The organism is Streptomyces sp. DT224 (genome assembly GCF_049844595.1).
Lineage (GTDB): Bacteria > Actinomycetota > Actinomycetes > Streptomycetales > Streptomycetaceae > Streptomyces.
The window spans coordinates 232871-257086 of record NZ_JBNCLI010000012.1; the positions used below are offsets into that span (position 1 = coordinate 232871).

At 69.2% G+C, this 24216-nt stretch carries 15 protein-coding genes and 1 pseudogene; 6 read left to right on the forward strand and 10 right to left on the reverse strand.

The features are described from left to right. Positions 1-115 precede the first annotated feature (115 nt). Genes ACLQ2N_RS29095 through ACLQ2N_RS29115 form a run of 5 tightly spaced genes read right to left on the reverse strand, consistent with a single transcriptional unit; the run spans position 116 to position 5190 of the window. Positions 116-1057: a VOC family protein gene (locus ACLQ2N_RS29095; protein ID WP_425817542.1), complete on the reverse strand. Its 942-nt coding sequence runs from the start codon at positions 1055-1057 to the stop codon at positions 116-118. Then, the gene (locus tag ACLQ2N_RS29100) at positions 1054-2073 is read right to left on the reverse strand and encodes an amidohydrolase family protein (protein WP_425817544.1); all 1020 of its coding nucleotides are present in this window, start codon (positions 2071-2073) and stop codon (positions 1054-1056) included. The genes ACLQ2N_RS29095 and ACLQ2N_RS29100 overlap by 4 nt, the downstream gene beginning before the upstream one ends. Further along, positions 2070-3200, reverse strand: coding sequence for an FAD-dependent oxidoreductase (locus ACLQ2N_RS29105; protein WP_425817546.1), 1131 nt, complete (start codon positions 3198-3200; stop codon positions 2070-2072). The genes ACLQ2N_RS29100 and ACLQ2N_RS29105 overlap by 4 nt, the downstream gene beginning before the upstream one ends. 38 nt (positions 3201-3238) lie before the next feature. Further along, a complete protein-coding gene (locus ACLQ2N_RS29110; protein WP_425817548.1) occupies positions 3239-4195 on the reverse strand; it encodes a cyclase family protein in 957 nt (318 codons plus the stop codon). Continuing rightward, on the reverse strand, positions 4192-5190 hold the full coding sequence (locus ACLQ2N_RS29115; RefSeq protein ID WP_425817550.1) for a fumarylacetoacetate hydrolase family protein: 999 nt from the start codon (positions 5188-5190) through the stop codon (positions 4192-4194). Before ACLQ2N_RS29115 ends, ACLQ2N_RS29110 begins: the two co-directional genes overlap by 4 nt. A 126-nt stretch (positions 5191-5316) precedes the next feature. On the opposite strand from ACLQ2N_RS29115, the gene ACLQ2N_RS29120 reads away from it, so the two are divergent. Beyond that, positions 5317-6231 carry a LysR family transcriptional regulator gene (locus ACLQ2N_RS29120; protein ID WP_425817552.1) on the forward strand — a complete coding sequence of 305 codons (915 nt, stop codon included), beginning with the start codon at positions 5317-5319 and terminating at the stop codon, positions 6229-6231. A gap of 290 nt (positions 6232-6521) precedes the next feature. Here the strand turns inward: ACLQ2N_RS29120 and ACLQ2N_RS29125 are convergent, their stop codons facing one another. Then, positions 6522-7535, reverse strand: a complete 1014-nt coding sequence (locus ACLQ2N_RS29125) for a LacI family DNA-binding transcriptional regulator (RefSeq protein ID WP_425817554.1) — start codon at positions 7533-7535, stop codon at positions 6522-6524. Between the two features lie 284 nt (positions 7536-7819). On the opposite strand from ACLQ2N_RS29125, the gene ACLQ2N_RS29130 reads away from it, so the two are divergent. The 5 genes from ACLQ2N_RS29130 (at position 7820) to ACLQ2N_RS29150 (ending at position 16569) form a co-directional block, all read left to right on the forward strand. Next, positions 7820-9136 (forward strand): ABC transporter substrate-binding protein, encoded by a 1317-nt coding sequence (locus tag ACLQ2N_RS29130; protein WP_425817556.1) that lies wholly within the window; start codon positions 7820-7822, stop codon positions 9134-9136. Positions 9137-9220: 84 nt separating this feature from the next. Beyond that, positions 9221-10105 (forward strand): carbohydrate ABC transporter permease, encoded by an 885-nt coding sequence (locus ACLQ2N_RS29135; protein ID WP_425817558.1) that lies wholly within the window; start codon positions 9221-9223, stop codon positions 10103-10105. A gap of 5 nt (positions 10106-10110) precedes the next feature. Then, complete coding sequence (locus tag ACLQ2N_RS29140; protein WP_425817560.1) at positions 10111-11010, forward strand: carbohydrate ABC transporter permease; 900 nt, start codon at positions 10111-10113, stop codon at positions 11008-11010. A 63-nt stretch (positions 11011-11073) separates the two neighbouring features. After that, positions 11074-13635 carry a family 78 glycoside hydrolase catalytic domain gene (locus ACLQ2N_RS29145; RefSeq protein ID WP_425817562.1) on the forward strand — a complete coding sequence of 854 codons (2562 nt, stop codon included), beginning with the start codon at positions 11074-11076 and terminating at the stop codon, positions 13633-13635. A 456-nt stretch (positions 13636-14091) separates the two neighbouring features. Beyond that, positions 14092-16569: a glycoside hydrolase family 3 C-terminal domain-containing protein gene (locus ACLQ2N_RS29150; protein ID WP_425817564.1), complete on the forward strand. Its 2478-nt coding sequence runs from the start codon at positions 14092-14094 to the stop codon at positions 16567-16569. A gap of 92 nt (positions 16570-16661) precedes the next feature. Here ACLQ2N_RS29150 and ACLQ2N_RS29155 read toward each other — a convergent pair whose 3' ends face one another. From ACLQ2N_RS29155 to ACLQ2N_RS29170, 4 genes and pseudogenes are all read right to left on the reverse strand, one after another. Then, complete coding sequence (locus tag ACLQ2N_RS29155; RefSeq protein WP_425817566.1) at positions 16662-17171, reverse strand: GNAT family N-acetyltransferase; 510 nt, start codon at positions 17169-17171, stop codon at positions 16662-16664. 59 nt (positions 17172-17230) lie between these two features. Further along, positions 17231-18263: pseudogene (rsgA, locus tag ACLQ2N_RS29160) on the reverse strand (ribosome small subunit-dependent GTPase A). A gap of 281 nt (positions 18264-18544) precedes the next feature. Continuing rightward, entirely contained in the window at positions 18545-20956 is a 2412-nt protein-coding gene (locus ACLQ2N_RS29165; protein WP_425817568.1) for an ATP-binding protein, read from the reverse strand. Then, entirely contained in the window at positions 20953-24216 is a 3264-nt protein-coding gene (locus ACLQ2N_RS29170) for a hypothetical protein (protein ID WP_425817570.1), read from the reverse strand. Before ACLQ2N_RS29170 ends, ACLQ2N_RS29165 begins: the two co-directional genes overlap by 4 nt.

The following is a 24216-nucleotide window of genomic DNA, read 5'->3' on the forward strand; positions in this document are numbered from 1 at the left end:
GACCGTCGCCGGCCGTCCCGACGGCCTGGTCCCGTGGACCGGGGCCGGGAACGCGGCGATGGCGGACTGGGCCGGCCTGGCCCCGTCGCGTTCCCGGAGACCGGATTGCCGGAGGTCAGACCGGCGGGGCGAGGAAGCAGCCGCGGTCGGGGTCGTTGAACGACTCCTTCGCGACGAGTTCGTTCATCGGGTTGGCGGTGCCCCACTGGTCGGTGACCTCGGGCCGGGAGAAGTCGTACACGTGGGGGTGCCAGGTGTCCTCGTCGAGGTTCTCCAGCTCGGTGGTGTACTCGACGGTGTTGCCGTGCGGGTCGAGGAAGTACGTGAAGGTGTTGTCACCGGCCATGTGACGGCCCGGCCCCCAGATCTTCGTGTGGCCTGCCCGCAGGACCCGGCCCGTGCCGCGCATGTACTCGTCGATGCCGCGCATCTCGAAGGAGACATGGTGCAGCGAGGTGTGCGGGCCCTTCGCCAGCGCCATGGAGTGGTGCTGCGAGCTGATCCGCATGAAGTGCATGACCTCGCCCATGTGGGGCGAGCTCAGCGTGTCGGACAGAAGGAAGCCGAGGTGCCGCTCGTACCAGGCGCGAGTCCGGTCGAGATCGGGGGAGTTCAGCACGACGTGGGAGAGCTTGACCGGGATCGACTCCTTCTCCTCGATCTTGCGGTGCTCGCGGACCGCCACGTCGGCGGAGACCTCGATGGTGCGCCCGTCGACGTCGAAGAACCGGAATCCGTAGCCGCCGCCCGGCGTATCGACCGGCCCGGGGCGCGAGATCAGCTGCACGCCGCCGGCCAGGAGCTGCTCGGCGAGTGTGTCCACGTCGGCCGGCGTCGCGGCACCGTAGGAGACGAGGTCGAGTCGCTTCTCGTCGGCCCTGCGCAACCGGACGACGTACTGTTCGGGGCTGCCCTCGGCGGCCAGGAAGGAGATGCCGGAGTCCTCGGCGACCTTGGTCAGGCCCCACACACCGGCGTAGAAGTCGAGCTGCTTGTCGTAGTCGGGCACGGCGAGGTCGACGTGCCGCAGATGGGTGAGCAAGCGGTTGTTCGTCATGAGACGCCTCCTCGGGCGGGGGACAGGTTGAGCAGGGCGGCGGCGTTGGCGCCACGGACGGCGTCGAAGTCGTCCTCGGCCAGGGCGGCCTTGCGCAGCGCGCCGACGGGATCGTCGGACCCCATGTCGAAGGGGAAGTCCGAACCGAGCAGCACCCGGTCCGCTCCCGCAGCGTTCACCAGCGCCCGCAGTACGGACGGGTCGTGCACGAGCGAGTCGAAGTACAGGCGCCGCAGATAGCTGCTGGGAGGCTCGGCGCAGCCGGCGGCCGCGTCCTTCCGCGCCCGCCAGGCGTGGTCGCTGCGCCCGATGTGGGTGGGCAGATAGCCGCCGCCGTGCGCCGCGACGATCTTCAGGCCGGGGTGGCGGTCGAGGACGCCGGAGAAGATCAGGTGCGAGAGGGCGACGGCGTTCTCCGTGGGCTGCCCCACGGTGTTGGACAGGTACCACCGGTCCAGGCGCTCGTCGAGGGTGCAGCCGAACGGGTGCAGGAACACGACCGCCCCCGTCTCCTCGGCCCGCGCCCACAACGGTTCGTACGCCGGGTCGGACAGCTCCCGGCCGGGCGCGTGGCTGGAGATCTCCACTCCCGAGAGGCCCTGCTCCAGGGCGTGGTCCAGGGCAGGTACGAGCAGTTCAGGGTGCTGCAGAGGGACGAGTCCCAGGCCCCGCAGCCGCTCCGGCGCGGCCGCACAGTGCGCGGCGGTCGCCTCGTCGGCCAGCCGGCAGACCTTCTCGGCCGTGTCCGCGTCGGCCCAGTAGTGGTAATGCGACGGCGAAGGGCTGACCAGCTGGACGTCGACGCCCTGGGCGTCCATCCGGGCGAGCCGGACGGCGGGGTCGGTCAGGGCCGGGATCCGGTCGCGGACCATGGGCCCGCTGACGGCGAGCGCGTCGGGACCGTTGCGGCGGGCGTCCAGCGCCTTGGCATCGGCGTGTCCGGGAAGACCCGAGACGAGCTCCTCGATCTGCGGCAGCAGGACGTGGGCGTGCACGTCCACGGTGGGCGCGGTCACGGCAGGTCCCGCAGCATCGTCATCGTGCGGGCCATCAGGCCGGGGACATCGGCGTCCCGGACGCCGTCGAGCTGCCACTGACCGATCTGCACCGATGCCTCCACGACCGGACGGACGCGTGCGATCCGCCGCTCGTAGTAGCCCTGGAACAGCTCGTCGTCCCAGAGGTCCGTGGCGGTGAGCATCCGGGCCAGGACCCAGGCGTCCTCCAGCGACAGTGCCGCGCCCTGCGCCAGGGTGGGCGGGCAGCAGTGAGCGGCGTCCCCGACCAGCACCACACGTCCTCGGTGCCAGGCCCCTTCGACCAGCAGCCGGTCGAACCAGGTGTAGTTGACCTTCGACGGGTCGGTGATCGTCGCGGTGATCTCCGGCCAGGCGCCTCCGTACGCCGAGGCGAGGCGCACCATTTCCTCGGCGTACGACTCGACGGGTATGGAGGCGCGGTCGCGGTTCTCTTCGACCACGTACGCGTAGAGCGTGGTGTCGCTGGTCGGGCAGTAGCCGGCGATGAACGCCGGGCCGCCGTAGGCGAGGTCGGTGTGCTGGACCCCGGCGGGCCGGGGTGCGGCGACGCGCCAGATGGCCATGCCGGTCGGTTCGGGCTTTTCGGTGATGCCGATCTGCGCGCGGGTGGCGGAGCCGAGGCCGTCGGCGGCGATCACCAGGTCGTAGCGGTGCTCGCTGCCGTCACTGAGCTGGACCGTGACGCCGGAAGCGTCCTGGTCCACGACCGTGGCGGTCGTACCCAGCCGCACGGTCGCGCCGCTCGCGCGGACGGCGTCAATAAGGATCTGCTGGAGCCGGGGGCGCTGCATGCCGAGGGTGGCGGGCAGGTCGTCGCCACCGGTGCGCAGGTCGCGCTGGACGTGCAGCACGGTGCCGTCGGGTGCGGTGATGCCGACGGACCCGAAGGGGAAGCCGGACGTCTTCACCTCTTCCCAGACGCCGAGTTCGCGCAGGACGCGCAGGGCGTTGCCCTGGAGGGTGATGCCGGATCCTGCGGTGGCGTTCCAGTCGTCCTTCGCCTCGACGAGGTCGACGTCGATTCCGGCGCGGCGCAACAGGATCGTGGTGGCGTTGCCGGCCGCGCCGCCGCCGACGACCAGGACCTTGCGGGGTGTGCTCATGGGGAACTCCCTTGTTCCTCGGGCCGTTGGCCCCGGGACTATTTGACGGCGACGGGATTGACGGGGGACCCGACGGCGCCGGTGATGGGCAGGGGAGCGGCGGTCAGCCAGAACGCGTACACACCGTCGGCCGCGCAGTCCTCGGCAAGGGCGTCGAGGTCCCACATCTCACCGATCAGCAGACCGATGTGCGGGATGGCGACCTGGTGGAGCGGCTGGAAGGCGTGGTCGAACTCATTGGGCCGCACCTCGAAGCCCCAGGTGTCGGTGGCGATCGCGGCGATCTCGCTGCCGTGCAGCCACGACGCGGTGGTGAACGACAGACCGGGGGCGGCACCGCCCGCGTAATCGCCCCACCCCTCCCGGCGCACCCGCGTGAGCTGCCCGGTGCGTACGAGGACGATGTCGCCGCGTCCGACGCTGACACCATGGGCTTCGGCGGCGGCCGTCAGGTGCTCCTCGGTGATGGCGAAACCGTCGGGCAGCTCGCCGTCCTCGCCGACGGTCCGGCCGACGTCGAGGAGCACGGCGCGCCCGGCCACGTGCGGGGCCATGTGCTCGATACCGGTCACCTGGTCGCCGTCGGAGGTCACGACCTGTTCCGCGGGACGGCCGTTCCACGCTGTGCCGTGGTCGAAGATGTGGCCGAGCCCGTCCCACTGCGTGGAGCACTGCAGCGGCATCGCGATCACGTCGTCGGCGCCACCGATGCCGTGGGGGAGGCCCTGGTTGCCCAGCGCGGCGTCCGTCCCGGTGTCGAGCATGGTGTGGACCGGGTTGGTACGACGGCGCCAGCCCTTCTGCGGCCCGTCGATGTCGAAACGCTGGGACAGCGAGAAGCTCACCCCCCGGCGGATGAGGGCGGCGCCTTCCCGGCGCTTGCCCGCGTCGAAGAAGTTCACGGTGCCCAGGCGGTCGTCCTCGCCCCAGCGGCCCCAGTTCGAGCAGGCGGCGGCCGCTGCCGCGATCGCGCCGGCGGGGTCGGTACGGTTCACGCTTCCTCCGCGACGCAGCGGGTGCGCTGGGCACCGAGGCCGGTGATGGACGCGTCCATGACGTCGCCGTCGCGCAGCAGCCGGCCCCAGTGCATGCCGTTGCCCGCCGGGGAACCGGTGAGCACGAGGTCGCCCGGCAGGAGCTGGGCGCTCTGGGAGGCGTAGGACACCATGCGCGCCACGTCGAAGATCATGTCCCTGGTCGACTCGTCCTGCATGACCTCGCCGTTGAGTTTCAGGGTCAGCTGCAGATCACCGGTGTCACCGACGGACTCGGCCGGCACGATCCACGGCCCGAGCGGCGTGAAGCCGGGGGCGTTCTTGCTGCGCAGCCAGTCCGTACCGATCTGCGGCATGTCCCTGCGGAACACCGTTGCCCGGTCGGTCAGGTCGTTCGCGATGGTGTAACCGGCCACGTACTCCAGCGCTTCGGCGGGCGAAACCCGGTGGGCGGGACGGCCGATGACCGCCGCGAGCTCCAACTCCCAGTCCGGCTTGGCCGCCCACTGGGGAAGCGTGACGTCGTCGTAGGGACCGGTGACCGAGCTCGGCAGACCGATGAACACGTACGGAAGGTCCTGGGCGGCCCGCCGGTCCATGATCTCGGCAGCCTCGGCGCGCGCCTCCTCTTCGGAGCGGCCGTCGGACGGATCCCGGTGCGCGACGTGCAGATCGATGACGTGCTGGCGGTAGTTGGCACCGGACTGGAAGATCTGCCGCGGCTCGACGGGCGCGAGCACCCGGAACTCCGAGAGGGGCCGGCGGGGGAGCTCCGTCCCGACAGCGAGATCCCGCAGCCGCGGGAGCGCCGTCTGCCACTGTTCCAGCAGTCCCCGCAGGGTCAGGGCCGGGTCGGCGAGAGCCTCCCGCAGGTCGAGCACCTGCCCTGCGCGGTCGACCAGGGCGGGAAAGACCGTGCCGTCATCTGTCGAGAGCGTGCCGAGCGCGAAGGGCCCGGAGAAGAGCTCATTGGCTGTTTCAGGTTTCACCGACATGTCCTCCTGATTGCGATGCACCTAATCTGGACCCGCGCCTGCAATCAGGGAAATCGATTCTATGGATCGCTACCATTCGTGGAGTGGATAGTCAGTGGTTCAGCCCTCCGGACAAGGACGTGCGACGTGAACTTGGCAAGCCTCGACCTCAATCTCGTCGTCGCACTCCGTGCCCTCCTGGAGGAGCGCAACGTGACGAGAGCCGGGCTACGGGTCGGACTCAGCCAGCCGGCGATGAGCGCGGCTCTGGCGCGGCTTCGCCGGCACTTCGGCGACGAACTCCTCTCCCGCGTCGGAAGCCAGTACGAGCTCACCGCCCTCGGCCAGGTTCTCCTGGACCGCACCGCCACCGCCTACGACGTCCTCGAACGGCTCTTCGCCAGCCAGGCGGCCTTCGACCCCGCGACCGAGACCCGGGAGTTCCGCATCGTCGCCTCCGACTACGCCGTCGACGTCTTCGGGGTCGAGCTCGCCCGCGTCGTCCACGAGGAGGCCCCGGGCATCCGGCTGCGCTTCACCCGCACCCCCATCACCGTCGTCGATGACACCGCCAGCCTGCTCAGCGCCACCGACGGACTGCTCATGCCCCACGGCGTCATCAGTGACTTTCCCGCCACCGACCTCTACGACGACCGATGGGTGTTCGTCGTCTCCAAGGGCCACCCCAGCGTGGAGGACCGGCTCACCCGACAGGACCTGGCGCGACTTCCGTGGGTCACCTATCAGCGCACCTACGACGCCCCCGCCGTACGCCAACTGGGCATGCTCGGCATCGAACCGCACGTCGAAGTCTCCGTGGACAGCTTCCACGCCCTGCCCGCCCTCGTCGCCGGTACCCGCCGCATCGCGCTGATCCAGGCCCGCCTGGCCCGGCTTCTCGCGCCCCTGGCCGCTGTACGCGTACTCGATCCTCCCTACGAAGCCGTCCCCCTGCGCGAAGCTCTCTGGTGGCACCCCGTCCACACCCATGACGCCGCGCACATCTGGCTGCGCGAAACCGCAGCCAGGGCCGGCCGCCGGATCGCCGAATCGGACGGATGAGCGCCGCGGGTCACCGCTGCTGTCCGGAAGGAAGGCAGCCATCCACGGGATGGATCGAATCCATCCCGGACTTCGATGACGCAAGGGGTGGGCAGGCCCTTCGCAGGTGCGCATAGTCGAAGATGCCCTGACTCGGGCGACGCCGCGCGCGGGGGCGGATGCCCAGGCACGGGCTCTTCCGCTTCCTCACCTTTCCGGAGCGTTCCATGCCCGCGGCACTGTCTTCCCTTCCCCACGTCGCGTGTCCGCGGCCCATGCGCGGCGCGCGCGCGGGTTCTGGGAATCGGTGGCTAAGAGCCCTGTGGCGCGGCGGTGCTCCGTCGCACGACCAGTCGCGGAGTCATCGTGGTCCGCGTGGCACGGTCGCGCCGTCCCTCGACCCGTTCGATCAGCATCCTGGCCGCTGTCGCTCCCATGGCGTGACCGGCCTGGTCGACGCTGGTGAGCTGGACGGGAGCGAGCGAGGCGATCGCGGTGTTGTTGTAGCCCACGAGCGAAATGTCGCCGGGGACGGACAGACCCAAGTCGTCGGCGGCGCGGTAGACACCCAGCGCCGCGACGTCGGCTCCGGTGAGGATGGCCGTGGGCCGTTGTGCACCGGACAGCAGTGCCAGGCCGGCGGCGTGGCCGCCGTCGTCGGAGTAGGCGGCGTGACGCACGCGCGCGCGGTGACCGAGACCGTGCCGGTCCATGGCCTGAAGATACCCGTCCGTCAGCGCGATCTCGGGGGGCCGCCGCCAACGACCGGTCTTGCTTCCGGCGGCCGAGATCAGCGCGATGTCCTGGTGCCCGAGCGACACGAGGTGATCCACGACCAGGCCCGCACCGAGGTCGTCCGCATCGACGACCGAATCATGCGCGTCGGAGGCGTCGTGGTGGCCGATGACCACCGTGGGTGTGGTGGCTGCCGTGGCCAGTACCTCGGACCGTGGCGTCCCCGGAGCGATGAGGATCAGGCCGTCCATCTGACGGTCCACCATCGACCGGATGGTGCGCGACTGCTCATCCGCGCTGAATCCGGCCGCCCCGATGAGCACGGTGTACTCGCTTTCGTTCAGCGCGTCACGGATGCCGTCGAGGATGTCGGCGAAGAAGGCGTTGCGAACGTTGTCGAGCAGCACTCCGATCGTGTACGTGCGGCCTCGCATGCCGCGGGCCGCGGCATGGGGGCGGTATCCCAGCTCTGCCATGGCCGTTCGGACGCGCTCCTGCATCGCCGGACTCACGCCGTAGGCATTGCGCATGACCTTGGACACGGCCGCGGTCGATACGCCGGCATGCCGAGCCACGTCGGTGATCGTCACCCGCTTGGGGCTCTTGGGCGAACTGCTCGCGGACACGGCTACCAGATCTCCTCGGCTCTAGTGCAACGTTCTACGCCAGCGACGACCGGAACCTGCCGTCCGGTGGGCCGCGGCATGGTGATGTTACGCGTCTGTGTCTTGACGGTGCCAGTGGGATGGGGTCAAGGTGTTGCCGCACCTGGATGGAGAACGTTCTACAAATCTCCGTCCCCTCGTGGCGCTTCGGCCACCCGGCGTCTGTCTCGTCGCCCTCTCTCTTCTCGCACCCTCTCTGGGAGTCACCCGTGCCCCACCGCATGAACCGCGCTCGCCGCGCGCGACTGACCCTCTTCTCGGCCGGGGTCACCTCCCTGGCCGTACTCGCCACCGCCTGCGGCGGCAGCGGCGGTGGCGCTTCCGCCGCACCCAAGGACTTCACGTACCTCAGCGTGACGGAGAACACCACCACCCGTGCGGCACTGACCACGCTGTCCAAGGGCTCCTGCAAGGCGGAGAACGACGCTCTGCCCCTCAAGGTCGAGACCGTCCCGCAGTCGCAACTCGACCAGAAGCTGCAGCTGCTCGCCGGCCAGAAGGCCCTGCCCAGCCAGTTCGCCGCCGGCAACGCCCCCGCCCTGACCAAGCAACTCGCCAAGTCGGGCCAGGTCGCCGACCTCGACGTCGAACTGGAGCGCCTCGGCGTGGCCGACCAGCTCGAACCGGCCGCTGTTTCCACGATCAAGGCGCTCTACGGCGGCAAGCTGCAGGTGCTGCCCTACGAGTACAACATCGAGGGAATCTTCTACAACAAGAAGATCTTCAAGGAGAACGGCATCGCGGTCCCCGGCACGTGGGACGAGCTGGTGGCCGCGTCGGGCAAGCTGAACTCCAAGGGCATCCAGCCGTTTTCCGCCTCCGGCGCCCAGGGCTGGCCCCTCACCCGCCTCATCAGCGGCTACCTGTACCGCAGTCTCGGCCCCGACGCGCTCGACGCCGTCGACCTCGGCGAGGCTCAGCTGACCGATCCCGAGTACGTCAAGGCGGCCGAGGAGATCGCCGCCCTGGGGAAGAAGGGGTACTTCGGCAAGGGCGTCGGCTCCATCGACTACGACACCGCGATGAACCAGTTCCTCACCGGCAAGTCGGCCATGTTCTACATGGGCAGCTGGGCCCTGGCCAACATCTCCGACCCCAAGCAGAACAAGGTCGGCGCCGAGAACGTCGGCTTCATGCCCTTCCCGGCTGTCAAGGGCGGAGCCGGCTCCGTCGATCAGTACCCGTCCAACGTGGGCCTGGCCATCGCGCTCAACTCCAAGCACTTCGACAAGAAGACAGACGCCTGGGTCAGCTGCATCGCCAAGAACTACGGCAGCACCGCGCTGAAGGACAACGGCTCGATCTCCGGCTTCAAGGTCAACACCCCGGTCAAGGACGCCAACGCGGTCACCAGCACCGTCCGCAAGACGATCAGCTCGTCCCAGCAGAACGTGCTGTGGTTCGAGGCGCTCTTCAGCACCAAGGCGACCACGGTCAGCCAGACCAACGCCGCGGGTCTCGTCAACGGAAGCATGAGCCCCAAGCAGTTCATGGAGACCGTCCAGGCCGCTCTCAGCAGCCACTGACCCGCGACCGGCGGCCTGCCGCGTACGGCGGGCCGCCGGCTGCTCCTGGCCGGCCCTTCACCAGAAACGAAGTGGACACCACTCATGCACCGCGTACTCGGTGACCGCAGGGCGATCATGATCCTGCTCGGTCCCGCACTGCTCATCTACACACTCATCATGCTCGTCCCGATGGCGTGGTCGCTCGGGTACTCCTTTACCAAGGGCAACTCCATCGACGGCTTCACCGGAAACGGTCTGGCCAATTTCACCCGGCTCCTCTCCGACCAAGCCGTCCACGACGCCCTCTGGTTCACCCTGAAGTACGCGGTCGTCGTCACCGCCGGCCAGATCATCGCGGGTTACCTCCTGGCACTCCTCTACGTCTTCTTCCTCAGGAAAGCCTCCGCGCTCATCCGCACCCTGGCCTTCTTCCCGGTCGTACTGCCCACCGTCGCCGTCGGACTCCTGTTCCAGAAGTTCTTCCAAGTCGCACCCCAGACAGGCCCGGTCAACTCCCTGCTCAACGCCATCGGAATCGACTCCATCGACTTCTTCGGCAGCGCTGGAAGCGCCTTCTGGGTCCTGATCGTCATGGACATCTGGCGTTCCATGGGCTTCTACGCGGTGCTCCTCTTCGCCGGTCTCGTCGACATCCCGGACGAGGTCCTCGAATCAGCTCGCCTCGACGGAGCCTCCGGCCTCCGTCTCATCCGCCACATCGTCCTGCCGCTGTCTCTGCCCGTCCTCATGTCATCGCTCATCTTCAGCATCAACGGCACCCTGAAGGTCTTCGACTCCGTCGTCGCCCTCACCAACGGCGGCCCCGGCAACGGCACCACCCCGCTGACCCTCTACATGTTCCAGACATCGTTCACCTACAGCGACTACGGCTACGGCAGCACCATCGCGCTGCTCCTGACCGTCGTCTGCCTTCTCGTGAGCCTGGCGGTCTACCGCGTCTCGCGACGCGACATCACGGAGGTCTGAACAACATGACCGTCGACACCCCGCTGAAGACCACCAGGTCCGGACACCGGCGTACCAGAGCACGTGTGATTCCCGCGCGCGGGGCGGGCAGCCGTCTGTGGATCCGCCTCGCCGTGACGCTCCTGCTGATCATCGAGATCTACCCGCTGCTCTGGATGTTCCTGACCTCGCTGAAGTCCAACAGCGACTACCTCAACAACTCCACCTGGAGCCTTCCCACCACCTGGGAATGGGGCAACTACGCCGACGCCTGGACCACTGGAAATATCGGCCTCTACATCAAGAACAGCCTCCTGGCCGTCGTCCCCGCCCTGCTCCTCATCCTGCTCCTCGGGACAGCAGCGGGTTTCGCGCTGCAGATCATGGTCTGGAAGGGGCGCGGCCTGACCCTCCTGGTCTTTCTCGCCGGCATGATGGTCCCGCCGCAGATGATCCTGCTGCCTTTGTTCACCGTCTACTTCCAAACAGGTCTCTCGGGCACCCTGTGGCCGCTCGTGCTCACCTATGCCGGAACCGGTCTGCCTCTGACCGTCTTCATGATGGCCACCTACTACAAAACAGTTCCCCGAGAGCTCTTCGAGGCGGCCACCATCGACGGCGCCGGCATTTTGCGCGCCTTCTGGACGATCAGTGTGCCCGTGATGCGCAACGCGCTTCTGACCGTCGGCCTGGTGCAGTTCTTCTTCATCTGGAACGACCTGCTCATCGCCTTGACCTTCACCAACAGCCAGGACCTGCGCACTATCCAGGTCGGGCTCCTCAATTTCACCGGCGAATTCGGCGCCACCCAGTACGGCCCGCTCTTCGCAGCCATCTGCATCAACGTCTTCGGCACACTCGTGATCTATCTCTTCCTCAACCAGAAGGTCATGAAGGGCCTCACCTCCGGAGCGGTCAAGGGCTGACCCGCCCGCGCGCACGCCCCGAGCACATGAAAGGCCCCCATGCACCCCCTTCAGCCCTCTCCAGTGCGTTTCGAGCACCTCGCCGACGGCCTGGGAATCGGAACCGGCACTCCCCGCCTCTCCTGGACCCCGGCTCCCGAGGGCGGCAATCAGCAGGCGTACGAGCTCGAGATTCGCCGCAACGGGCTCACGCGTCGATCCGGGCGCCTCTCCGGCCCCGCTCACGTCCTCGTCCGCTGGCCGGGCGAGCCGCTCATTTCGCGGGAGCGGGCCTCCGTCCGCGTACGGACGTGGTCCACCGCCCGCAGCGAGCCCTCGCCGTGGAGTGAGCCCCGCACCGTCGAGGCAGGTCTCCTCGAACCCGATGACTGGACCGCCGTCCCCGTCGGCGCGGGCTGGGAAGAGGACCCGGCAGCCGAACGCCGGCCGGCCCGCGTCCGCCGCGACTTCCTGACCGACGCCAAGCCGATCGCACACGCACGGCTCTACATCACCGCCCACGGCCTGTACGAAGCCGAACTCAACGGACACCGGGTCGGAGACGAAGCCCTGGCCCCCGGCTGGACCGTGTACCACCACCGCCTGCGCTACCGCACTCACGACGTCACCGCACTCCTCGCCCCCGGAGCGAACACCCTCGGCGCCTGGCTGGCAGACGGCTGGTACCGCGGGAAGTACGGATTCGACGGCGGAACCCGCAACATCTACGGCACCGACCAGTCCCTCATCGCCCAGCTCGAGATCACCTACACCGACGGCGCCGTCACTGTGATCGCGACCGACGCCACCTGGAAAGCGGCCGTCGGCCCCATCCTCAGCAGCGGACTGTACGAGGGTGAGAACTTCGACGCCCGCCTCGACGATCCGCACTGGGCCACCCCCGCCGCCCCTCAGGACGGCTGGAGGCCTGTGCGCACGGGAAGCCGGAAGGCAGACACTCTCGTCGCACCCGAAGGCCCACCCGTCCGGTGCACCGAGGAGATCACCCCTGCATCCATCACCCGCACCCCCGACGGCCGTCACCTGCTCGACTTCGGCCAGAACCTCGTCGGCCGCCTGCGCGTCACCGCCGACGGACCGGCCGGCACCACACTCACCCTCCGGCACGCCGAAGTCCTCCAGAACGGAGAACTCGCCACCCGCCCGCTGCGCGACGCGCACTCCACGGACACGCTGGTGTTGCCCGGCAACGGCCCCTACACCTGGGAGCCGCGCTTCACCCTCCACGGCTTTCGATACGCCGAAATAAGTGGCTGGCCGGGTCCACTCGACCCCCACGCCGTGACCGCGCGCGTCTACCACACGGACATGCGCCGCACGGGCTGGTTCGAGTGCAGCAACCCGATGGTCAATCGCCTCCACGAGAACGTCCTGTGGAGCATGCGAGGCAACTTCGTCGACATACCGACCGACTGTCCGCAGCGCGACGAACGCCTCGGCTGGACCGGAGACCTCCAGGTCTTCGCCCCCACCGCCGGCTTCCTCTACGACTGCGCCGGCATGCTGAACTCCTGGCTCACCGACGTCGGCCTCGAACAGCTCCCCGACGGCACCATCCCCTGGTACGTCCCGGTCATTCCCGGCGAACCCACGTGGACGCCCATCCAGCCAGGTGCTGCCTGGGGAGACGTCGCCACACTCACCCCCTGGGTCCTGTACCGCCGATTCGGCGACCTCGAACTCCTACGCCGCCACTACCCCATGGCCCGGGCGTGGGTCGACCTTGTCGAAAGGCTCGCCGGACCGGACCGCCTGTGGGACACGGGCTTCCAACTCGGCGACTGGCTCGACCCCGCTGCTCCACCCGACGACCCCGCAGCCGGCCGCACCGACCGCTATCTCGTCGCCACCGCCTACTTCGCTCACTCCGCCCGGCACCTCAGCCGCGCCGCGCGCGAACTCGGCCACAGCAGCGATGCCACCCGCTACCGCACCCTCGCCGACGAGATCACTTCAGCGTTCCGGGCGCGCTACGTCCACAAGGACGGCCGCATGGTCAGCGACAGTCCCACGGCCTACTGCCTCGCCATCGCCTTCGACCTCATCGACCCTTCCCTACGGCAGGCCGCCGGCGACCGCCTCGCCGAACTCGTCCACCAGGACGCAGCACGCATCGCCACCGGATTCGTCGGCACCCCCCTCATCTGCGACGCTCTCACCGACACAGGGCACCTGGAGACCGCGTACCGCCTGCTGTTGCAGACGGACTGCCCCTCATGGCTCTACCCCCTCACCATGGGAGCCACGACCATCTGGGAACGGTGGGACAGCCTCCGTCCCGACGGAAGCCTCAACCCCGGCGGCATGACCTCGTTCAATCACTATGCCCTCGGCGCTATGGCCGACTGGCTCCACCGAGTCGTCGGAGGCATCGAAGCCGCAGCACCGGGCGCCACCGCCCTCACTTTCCGGCCCCGTCCCGGAGGCGGCATCACCTGGGCGCGAACCCGCCACGAGACCCCCCATGGAACAGCTGCCCTGTTCTGGAAGAGCGGCCCCAACGGCATGGAAGCGCACATCACCGTGCCTCCGAACTGCACAGGCGTCGTCGACCTGCCCGGCACCGGCCCGGTGACGGTCGGCGCGGGAACGCACACCCTCACTACGACGAACGGCAACGAATAGAACTCCGGAAAATCAGACGTAACCCTGGGATGCCTGGCACCAAAGCGAAGCGCAGCGTGCCAGGCATCCGGCATCGGCGGGAAAGCTCACTCACGTAATCCGTACGATGGATGGGAGGTATCGGAATTCCATATGCAGGCTTCCGGCCAACACCCGGACAGTGCGGCATCAACGCCCTTACCAGGCCCGATCGGTCAGTGGCGGAGCGAGTCGGGGAGGGGGGATTCTGATCGATGATTCGCCGGGGTTGACCCGGGCAAAGCGAAGCCAATAACTTCCCCATTCATACAGGGCGCGTCCATGGGAATCGTCTGAGAAATCCAGCACGGATGCCGCAGGAAACGAAATCCCCCAGACGGAAAAGCTCACGGAACCGAGGTCCGGGCAATCGCCTCGGATACTTCGCATCAGACTCCGGCGGGCATCACCCGCCGCCCCACCGTTCGGAGAGCCGCTGTGAACCGACGAACCTTCCTGTCCTCCGCCATAGCCACAGCTGTCGCCGTCAGCATCACCCCGGCCGGCACCCCCCAAGCCCTGGCCGCGACAGACGCCCGCACGCTCGCACGAGTCGACGAGATGCTCGCCCGCATGACAGCCGCCGAGAAGGAGGCGCTGGTCCGCTGCGACTTCGCGGCCGTCGCCCATCTCAAAATTCCCGCGCTGACCATGGTCGACGCCTCCGCCGGGCTGCGCGGCGAGGAGAACGTGACCGCCTTCCCCGTCCCCCTCGCGCAGTCCGCTGCCTTCGACGAAGACCTCGCCCGGCGCATCGGCTCCGCCATCGGAACCGAAGGACGAGCCAAGGGCTACAACACCCTCCTCGGCCCCACCGTGGATCTCACCCGCACCTGGCACTTCGGCCGCCAGGCCGAGAGCCTCGGAGAAGACCCCCTGCTCGCCGGCCGTATCGGCACCGCCCTCACCACCGGCATGCAAAGCCGTCAGGTCACCGCAACCGTCAAGCACTTCGCGGCCTACACCCAGGAAGTCAACCGCTTCTTCGTCAACACCCTCGTCTCCGACCGGGCCATGCACGAGATCTACCAGGCACCGTTCCGGCGGGTGATCGCCGCCGCGCCGACCGCTTCCGTCATGATGGCCTACCCGAAGATCAACGGAACGTTCGCCACCCAGAGCCCCGCTCTCTTCGACGACGTGAAGAAGCGCCTCGGTCTTCAGGGATACACCGTCCCGGACTTCTGGGCCGGCGACGACCAAGTCGCATCCGCCGCGGCGGGCATGGACCTCGCGGGACTCGGCCCCGGCGGAGTCAAGCTCGCTCCGGGGGCACTCACCGGCGGCGCCGTCCCCCCGGCGCGCCTCGACGACGCCGCCCGGCGCATTCTGGTCACCATGTTCGCCAACGGCCTCGTCGACAACCCGCTTCCGACCCCGGCCCGCAACGTCAGCACCACCGCACACAAGAGCCTGGCGCAGGAGGCCGCTCTCGCCTCAACGGTCCTGCTCACCAACCGGGCGGCGACCCTGCCGCTGCCCGTCTCACTCACCTCCCTCGCCGTCATCGGCCCTGCGGGAACCGACGCCCTCACCGGTGTCGCAGGCTCCACCTACGTCGATCCCGGCGACTGGACCACCCCCCTGCAGGCCATCAAGACCCGCGCAGGCAGCAGCATCACGGTCACCCACTCCCAGGGAACCGTCGGCGACATCCCGCTCACCCCTGTCCCCGCCACCGCGCTGCGCACCCCCGCCGGTGCCCCCGGCCTGACCGGCCGTTACTACGCGACGCCCGCACCAACGGGGACCCCGGCCGCCACCCGCACCGACAGCGTCGTCGACTTCACCACCACCCCGGTCGACACGCTCCCACAGGTCTGGTCCGCAACCTGGTCGGGCAGCCTCATGCCGACCCACTCGGGCCTGCACCGCTTCTCGCTCCTGCCCGCCGGAACCGCAACGCTCAAGGTCGACGGCACCACCGTCGTCTCAGGATCCCGCGGCACCAGGCGCTTCTTCCTCGGCACCTACGACTACCCCCTCCAAGGCACCATCGAGCTGACCGCCGGCGAGTCCGTGCCCATCGAGCTGACCTACAGCAACGCCACCGCCGATCCCGGCACCTGCGGCCTCACCCTCGGCTGGCAGCCCGTCTCCCTCATCCCGGCCGCCGTGAAGTCCGCCGGCGAGGCCGACGCCGCGGTCGTCTTCGTCAACCGCATAGCCGGCGAGGCCATGGACCATGAGCAGCTCGCTCTCCCCGCCGACCAGAACCAGCTCATCACCGAGGTGGCTGCGGCCAATGCGCGCACGATCGTCGTCCTGAACACCGACGGCCCCGTGGCCATGCCCTGGCTCGACGACGTGGAAGCGGTCATCCAAGCCTGGTACGGAGGCCAGGGCATGGGGACAGCACTTGCCGCCGTCCTCTTCGGTGACAGCGACCCCTCCGGCCGTCTGCCCCTCACCTTCCCGGCCACCTCCTCCCAGGGACCGGGCACCACGGCCGCGACTTACCCGGGCAAGGACGGCACCGTCTCGTACGACGAAGGAACCGCGATCGGGTACCGCTACTACGACACCAACGAGGAGCAGCCGCTGTTCCCCTTCGGCCACGGCCTGTCGTACACCACATACGCCCACGGCTCCGTCGAGGCGGCCTACGACACGACCCACAAGACCGTCACCCTGTCCGTGACCGTCACCAACACGGGCAAGCGTGAGGGCACTGAGACCGTGCAGGTCTACGCCACCTTGCCTGCCGCAGCGGCCGCTGAGCGGCGCAGGCTCGTCGACTTCCGCAAGCTCACCCTCGCCCCCGCCGCCAGCAGGCGCGTCACCTTTACCGTTCCGGCCGACGACCTGACCGTGTGGAGTGCCGGAGCCTGGAAGCTCGTGCCCGGCCTCTACACCCTCGCCACCGCACGCGACTCCCGCACCATGACGGCGCAAAGGACGGTCTCCGTCAACTGACCGCCGCATCCGGGCAACCCGGGCGGACAGGCTGCCCGCGCCGTGGCTGGGCCGTGGCGCTCCGGAGCGGTTCCGGGGCGTCACAGGAGGGGTCAGACGCCGAATGCGGCGGGGTACTGGATCGTGCCTGTCGGGACCGGGCCGGTGTCGTCCGGGACCATCGCCATCACGGCCTCGTCCGGGACGTCGAAGGGGGCCCGGATGCCGAAACCGGAGGCCGGTGTGAAGCCGAACCGGGGGGAGTAGGCGGCGTGCCCCAGGACCAGGACGAGGTTTTCTCCCCTGGTCCGGGCGGCGGCCGGTCCTGCGCGGATGGCCGCCGAGCCGGCACCGGTGCGCTGGACCGAGGGCAGGACCGTGCACGGAGCCAGGGCGAGGGCGGGTTCGCCGTCGACGTGGCAGCAGGTCAGCGGGGCGAGCGCCACCGCGGCGTTGTCGGGGCCCGTCGCGACCATGGAAAGGCCGTCGATCCGTGCCTTCGGGTCGGCGCGCAGGGCCTTGACGATGTCGGCTTCCTGGGGGGTCGGGAAGGCCGCGAGGTTGATCTCACGGATGGCGGCGATGTCGTCGGGGGTCTCGGGACGGGTGGTCCAGGTGGTCATGGTCGTTCCGTTCTCGGAGGCGAGTGGGGCGGGGCCGACGGCCAAGCTGCGGTCGTCGCTCACCGCTGGCGGTCCCGGAACCGGTAGGTCGCGCGCAGATGCTGCGTGATGTTCTTCTTGGTGGCCTCGCGGCCGATCCGCAGGCGGGCGTCGGTGCGCGAAGCCGCGTAGGCGTTCTCCCTCGGCAGCCGGTGGTAGCTGTCCAGCCAGCGCTGGGGAATCTCCCCGGCCCCGACGGCGGCCAGCACCGCGCAACCCGGCTCGCTGCCGTGCCCGCAGTCGGTGAACCGGCATTCCCGCGCGAGGAGTTCGATCTCCGCGAAGGTCTGCTCAAGCCCGGTCCGAGCATCGTGCAGACCGATCGCGCGCAGGCCGGGGGTGTCCAGCAGGACCCCGCCGCCCGGCAGCGGGATCAGCTCCCGCCAGGCGGTGGTGTGCCGGCCCTTGCCATCCGCGTCGCGCACGGCGCCGGTCGCCAGCCGCTCCTCGCCGAGGAGCCGGTTCCCCAGAGTGGATTTGCCCGCCCCGGAAGGGCCGAGCAGCACGACGGTGCCGTTCAGGACAGCCGTCAGGGTGTCCAGGCCCTCCCCGGTCACGGCGCTGGTGACGAGCACGTCCGCGCCGGGTGCCACCTCGGCCACCTCGGCCGCGGCCTGCTGCGGGTCGGCACACCGGTCGGCCTTGGTGAGCACGACGACCGGCTGGGCGCCGCTCTCCCAGGAGTCCGCCGACTTACGCAGCAGTGCACCGCTCGAACTGGACATCGCGAGCGCGAGGAACCGTTCGATCCGCCCGAGGTCGAGTTCGACCGCGAGCGACACACCGATGACGATGTGGTCGATGTTAGTGGCCAGCACCTGGCCCTCGGAACGATTGGACGACGTCGACCGGACGAACGCGGTCCGCCGAGGCAGGGTCGTCCGCGTACCGCGGATCATGGCCCTCCGGGGCGACGGCGACCCAGTCCCCCGTACACACGACCTTCATCGGGTCATGGGAAACGACGAACGTGGTGTCGGCACGGACGACACCGTCAGGAATGGCCACATCGCACTGACCGTGATCGACCCGGACGACCCGGCCCGGGGCCAGGCCCTGGGCGGCGTACGGGGAAAACTCAGCCTCCCAGCCCTCGTCCCAGCCGTAGACGGCGAGCGGGTGCTGGACAGCGAGAGGGAAGACGGGTGGAGCGGAGCGTTGAACACGGGGAACCCTTCGAAGGGCGACCCCGACGACACACCGCTCCGGTCCTCCGGCGCGAAGCCAGGCGTGGGGCGAACGCTCCTCCGCCCGTGCCTCATCGGTCAGTACTCGCCCGAGCAGCCAGACCGACCGTGCGCCGCCCGTAGCCACACCGGCTCGTCACGAGCACCTCAGGCCCGTGGGAGCAGCAGCCGGAAATGAGCACCCAGGAGCACCGGATGCCCCAAAACACGTGACCGGACGCTGAGATCTCCTTCCACACTGCGTGCCAGGCGGCGAGCAATGTACAGACCTGTGCCCCGGTTCGGTCCGCGGGTCGACTCGCCCTTGCGGAACACGATGTGCTCGGTCCCCTCCGCGTAGGCCAGGCCCGGACCGTTGTCCTGAATGTCGACGGCGAACTCCGCGCCCAGTGGGGTGACGGTCGCCCGCACGGTCGCATCGCCGTTCACGGCACACGCCTCGGCCGCGTTGGAGAGCAGCTCGTAGAGGATCCGCTGCAGACCGGCGACTGAGACGCTCACCAGGCAGTCGTCCGGCGCGTGGACCTGTAGTTTCACCTTGGGATAGTGGGTGGTGAACGGGTTCCTCAATTCCAGGAGCGTCGCAGAGACGTCGGACTCACCCTCCGCCGACAGGCTTGCGGGAAGTTCATCCATGGTGCCGGTCAGGGCTTCGGCGGCGGCCGCCAGTTCCTCGGCGGTGGTGCCGTGTGCGTCGGCGATCTGCTCGTAGTGCCGTAGCTCGGGGTGTAGGGCGTAGCGGTATAGCTGCCAATCCGCGATCCGGAAGGTGCGGCTTCGATCGGCACCGGTTTCTGCGGCTTCCTCTGCGAGGCGGGCGACGGCCTGCTCCAGTTTCCGGTCGGCATCACCCCCGAGCACGAGAAGGACTCCGCACCGGTGCAGCTGGACCTCGTCGGTGTCGACCCGGTCCACCAGCGGAAGGGTTGCCAGCCGGGCCAGACCACGCCGGACCTCAGTCTCGTGGGCATCGTCGAACATGCCCTGCCCCGCGATCGAGGCAGCACTCAACAGGATCTCTTCGAACGTGACCTGCTGCCCTGGCACCGCGGCGGACAGCGCAGCCCAGAAGGCGACCTGGGAAGCTGTCGAATCGGCGATCGGGGCGAGGACCGTGCGCTCGACCGCTTGGGCGAACGGCTGGTTCTTGGCCCATTCCCGCACAACGGCGTGCCCGTCCCGCTCCTGCGACCCGGCTTTCGGACGTGCCAGGAACTCCAGGAAGAGATGGAGCAGTGCCGTATCGGGGCCGGTCTGGAAGGTCATTGCGTCGGCGGTCGTGAGGTCCCCCAGCCCTGCGAGGTCGACCATCCAACGCAGGATGTGCCACCACTGCCCGGGGTCGGTGCCGAGCAGCGCCTCCAGTGAGGCGGTGGACCCGCCGGTGAACACGTCGAGGGGCCACTGCCTCCCCACTGCTCTGAGCAGTTGTACGGGGACATGCGCACGCAGGGTGACCAGTTCGACGAGGTGACCGAGGTCGAGCACGGCGCAAGGGGTCCGCTCGGGGAGCGTCTGTGCCCGCAGGGACCGGCCGACCGCGATGTAGGGCCGACCGAGGTCCGTCTCGGGCCGGTGCTCGGTCTCCGGATCGGCAACGAAGATCTCGACGCTGCCGGTGGGCCAGAACCACGCGGTCTCCTCGTCGGTGAACACCCCGGTGATCGCGGTGAGGTACCCACCCTCGACGCGGTGCACCGGCGACTGGGGGCGGTCCCCGGCCCCGAGGAACTCCGTCAGTGCCCGAGAGAACCGGGCCGCGGTGGCCTCATTGTTGTCGGCGAGCGCGGCGTAGGCCTCCAGGAGTTCCTTGCCTGCCGGGCCAGTGGGCCGCCAACGGTCGAAACTCACGGGTCGGACGGTTGCGTCGATGTGCCATTTCAGGACCTCGGAGGGGGTTTCGCCGGCATGTGCCCAGCCCCGAAGCGGTGGCACTGCCTCCGGTCCCGGACGCGGTGAGGCTCCGTTGGCCAGTAGCAGTGCGACGAGACGCAGTTGCCCTGCCTTCAGCAGCTCCTCGCACACGCCGAGCGCGTCCGGTTCCAGGCCCTGTGCGACCGCCTCCTCACATCTGTCACGCAGCACCCTCCGCTTTTCATCCAGTACGTCTTGCAGAGCTTTCTCATCCGCGAGCAGGCGTTCGTCCGCCTGCGGCCACGACCGCGCGCATAGTGCGGTGAGTGCCTCCAGCCCCGGCACGGCGTCCACGTCGGCCGCGGCTGCCCGGTCCATGAGCTGCTGGAGCCGGCCCAGAACCAGTTCCAGGCACTCGGCCCGGCGCCTGCCGAGCTGGGTGCGCAGATCGTCGGTCTGCGTGACCTCGAGTGCCTGGCACTCGGCGAGCATCTCCTCGGCGATCCGGAACTCTCCGTCGGAGATGAGCCTGGCGCAGGCCCGGTACTCGTCGTGGTCCCCGGCGATCCCAGCGAGGCTGGCGACTGCCAGGTCTTCCAGGGGTGCCGTGCGGCCGTCGGAGAGTGCCACCAGCAGTTCGGGGAAGCGGAACCTGCCCGGCCACACGGCGAGCAGGGACCGCAGTGACTCGTCGGCGTCCGTCATCGCTCCTCGGTCCTCCTGCTTCGCTGTGACCTGTGCCATTGGGCGAGCGGATCGAGCCGTTCCAGCAGGGCCAGCAGCGGCGCCGCGTAGGGGCGGCCGAGGCCGCCCGCGTCGCTGAACAGCGCGTCCCACCTGGCTGCGATCAGCTCGGCCAGCTCCGCGCAGGCCGCGAGCTCCGCCGCCGCTCCCGCGGTGGTGCCGGGCCCGTTGGGTAGGGGGGTGAGGGACTTGGCGCGGCGCACGATGTCCTCAATCGTGTGAAGGAACGTGCGTTGGTTGCCCCACTGGATTTCGGGACGCCCGCCGTCGGCCACGATCTGGTCGAGGTGGCGGCGGACGTGTGCGGGAAGGGCTGCCTGGATCCGTACGCACTCCTCCGTGTCGGCCTCGGCCGCTGTCCGGATCGACGACAGCATCCCGTCCTTGGCGAACAGTTCCCTGTGCAGGAATTTGCCCGAGTCGAAGGTGAAGCGGTGCAACTGCTCCAAGTGGCCAATCCTGTCGATGAGTTGATTCCACTGTTCGGCCGTCTGGCCAAGCTCCGTCATCCGGGACAGCTCGGACATGAGCAGGGCCAGCGGGAGTGCGCCGTTGCCGTCCGCCCGGTAGCGGTGGGCGGCCGCGGCCAGCTCCCGCCAAGAGGGTGGCAGTGCCTCTCCGAGCAACTCCAGCACGACCGGTCCGTCGCCCGGCAGGGTGCGCAGTAGCGTCTCAGCGAGGCCGGCCGCCGCGCCCACGGCCTGTGCGGCCGGTTCGCAGTCGGCGAGCTCCAGCGCCGCATACTCCAGCGCCGCGCCCAGCGGGCCGGTCTCGATTGCCGCGGCCGCGGTGCAGGCGGCCGGCGGCACCGTGTTCTCGCCGGCTCGCAGGAGCCGGCCCAGCAGCGAGGCCTCGACGAAGGCGCGCCGGTCCCAGGCGTCGGCGATCAGCCAGTCCACCCAGCGGGACCAGTGCTCTCCACGGGTTTCGCGCTCCCGGACCAGCGCCGCGGCGACTACCGGACGCAGCTCCTCGGGCGGGGCCGTGCCGTGCCAGACGTCCAGGACGCCCCAGAGGTCGTCGACCTGGCGCAGCCGTTCGGCGACGATCGCCGCGTACTGGGCGCTGCCCCGCGCGGAGCTGGCCTCGACCTGCAGGGACAGAGCGACGGCGGTGGAGCCTCTGATCTGTCCGTCTGGCTCGGCCGGGGTGGTCGGCTCGGGGACGTTCACGGGGGTGATACCCAGCTCCGCGGCGATCCGGCCGACCACGTTCGCGCCACGGATGTGGACGCCGACGTGGCTGGTGCGCTCGGAAGGCGGCAGGGCGCGCCGGCGTTCACGGAGCAGCGGCAGGCTGCCGAGGACTGCGTCGTCGTCCCATACCGCGGCCCGCGCTCCGGCCCGTTTGTCACGGATCTTCAGGCCTCGGCGGAGCAGCTCCTTGAGCGCCGGCTGGTCCGCGGGCCGCTTCTGGCCGCGTGCGCTCGGCCGGATCAGCTGCACGTCGACGCCCCGGTCGACGCGCTCGCCGAGTGCAGCCACAACCCGTTCGTCGAAGGCCTGGGCGTCCTGGGTGTCGTCGGCCAGCAGCAAGAGCCGGGTCGCGTTCTGCAGGGCCTGCTGGACGAGGTCCCGCGGTGCCCCGTCCTCCAGGATCTCTACGACTGGGTCGCCCTTGTCGGCCCGCCGCAGGACGTCCGTCAGCACGGCGTGGTGCTCCGCCCAGCTCTGGGCCCACAGGGCACGGGCGGTCGCGTCCTGGCGGAGGACGGCGGCCTGCCCCTCCTCCTCACCCGGCGGAGGGACGGCGGCCGGTTCGGCGCGGTGCTGTTCCGGCACGGGATCGAAGTGGTCGTCCTGGACCAGGATGCGCTGGCCGAGCTGCCAGTAAGGAAAGGACTTGCGGGCCCAGATGAGCAAGTCGGTGACGCACTGCGGAACACCCTGCGGACCGTCCTGGGTGGCGCTCTCGATGAGGAGGCCCACCTCTCCCCGGTCGTCTCGGACGGTGTTCACGTCAAGCGGGCTGTGGGTCCCGACGAACGCCCGCCGGTTGTCCTGGACGACCACGCATGCCTGGGTCCTGGCGCTCCGGTCGGCAAACAGCACTCGGGAGGGATGACGGGCCTGGAGGTCGAAGAGGGCCGTTTTCACGCGGTCGGGCAAGGTGTCGCTGTCGCTGCGGCCCCAGAGGAAGACCAGGTGGACTCCGCGTTCCAATGCCTTGCGCAGCAGTGGCAGGAGTCCGCTGAGTGCCGCATAGCTGATGTTCGGAGCGGCGAAGACCAGCTGGTTTCCGGCGTACTGGATCAGCTCCTCGACTACCCACTGGTGGCCGGCGGCGCGGGACACGACCGTGACGGCCGCCTTGGCTCGGGTGATCTCGGTGATCCGTGCTGACAGGCGCCGGGATAGGTCTGCGAGGATCCTCTGCCGTTCCTCGACCTGGTTGGGCTCGACCCTGGGCAGCGTGGCGACGGACTCACCCATGCGCCGCAGCAGGGTCTCGGCGTCCTCGGAGGGGGCGAGTTCGAACGTGGCCCGGCCGCGCAGCGAGCGGACGAACGCGTGGTCGGGTTTCTGCTCCGCGAGGTCGGCCAAGTGCTGGCGCATCCGCTCGCGAGCCCGGGAGTTCCATCCCGGCTCGTCCAGGAGCCGGACCGAGATCCGGCCGGTGTGGTCGTCGAGGAATACCTGCGCGTGGGCGCTCAGCCAGCGCAGCTCGCTCGCCGGCCGCAGCACGGGGCTGCGGAAGCCGACATCGAGGACGTTCTGCCGGAATCCCCGGCTGCGGCGGTCGATGCGGATGGCGGTCTGCACGGCGCGCAGCAGCTCAGCGGCCGGCAGGTCGGTTTCGCTAAGGACCTGGTGCAGAGGTACGTGGAGGCTGGCCTGGGACGGTCTACGGGTGCCGACGTCAGCGGGAAAGACCCGGCCGCTGACCGGTTCGAAAAGGAATTGCCGGTGTTCCTGCCGCACGGCGCTGTCGCGCAGCGAACCGTCCGAGGTGATCATCTCGCGGGCACCGTCGGTCAGTTCCAAGTTCCCACTGGTGAAGTCGACCATGACGTGGCCCTTGCGCCACAGGCTGTGCACGACGTCCAAGATGATCCGCCGCGGCAGGGCGAACAGTTCCGCCTGTCCTTCGACCGTGGTGCGGCCGGCCGCGATGGCCTTCGCGACGAGGTCCTCCAGGGTGGTGAGCCCCTCTTCGGGGCCGAGCAGCAGGGAGAGGGTGACCAGTCGGCAGGGGATGGCGAGTTCGACGTCCTGTGCCAT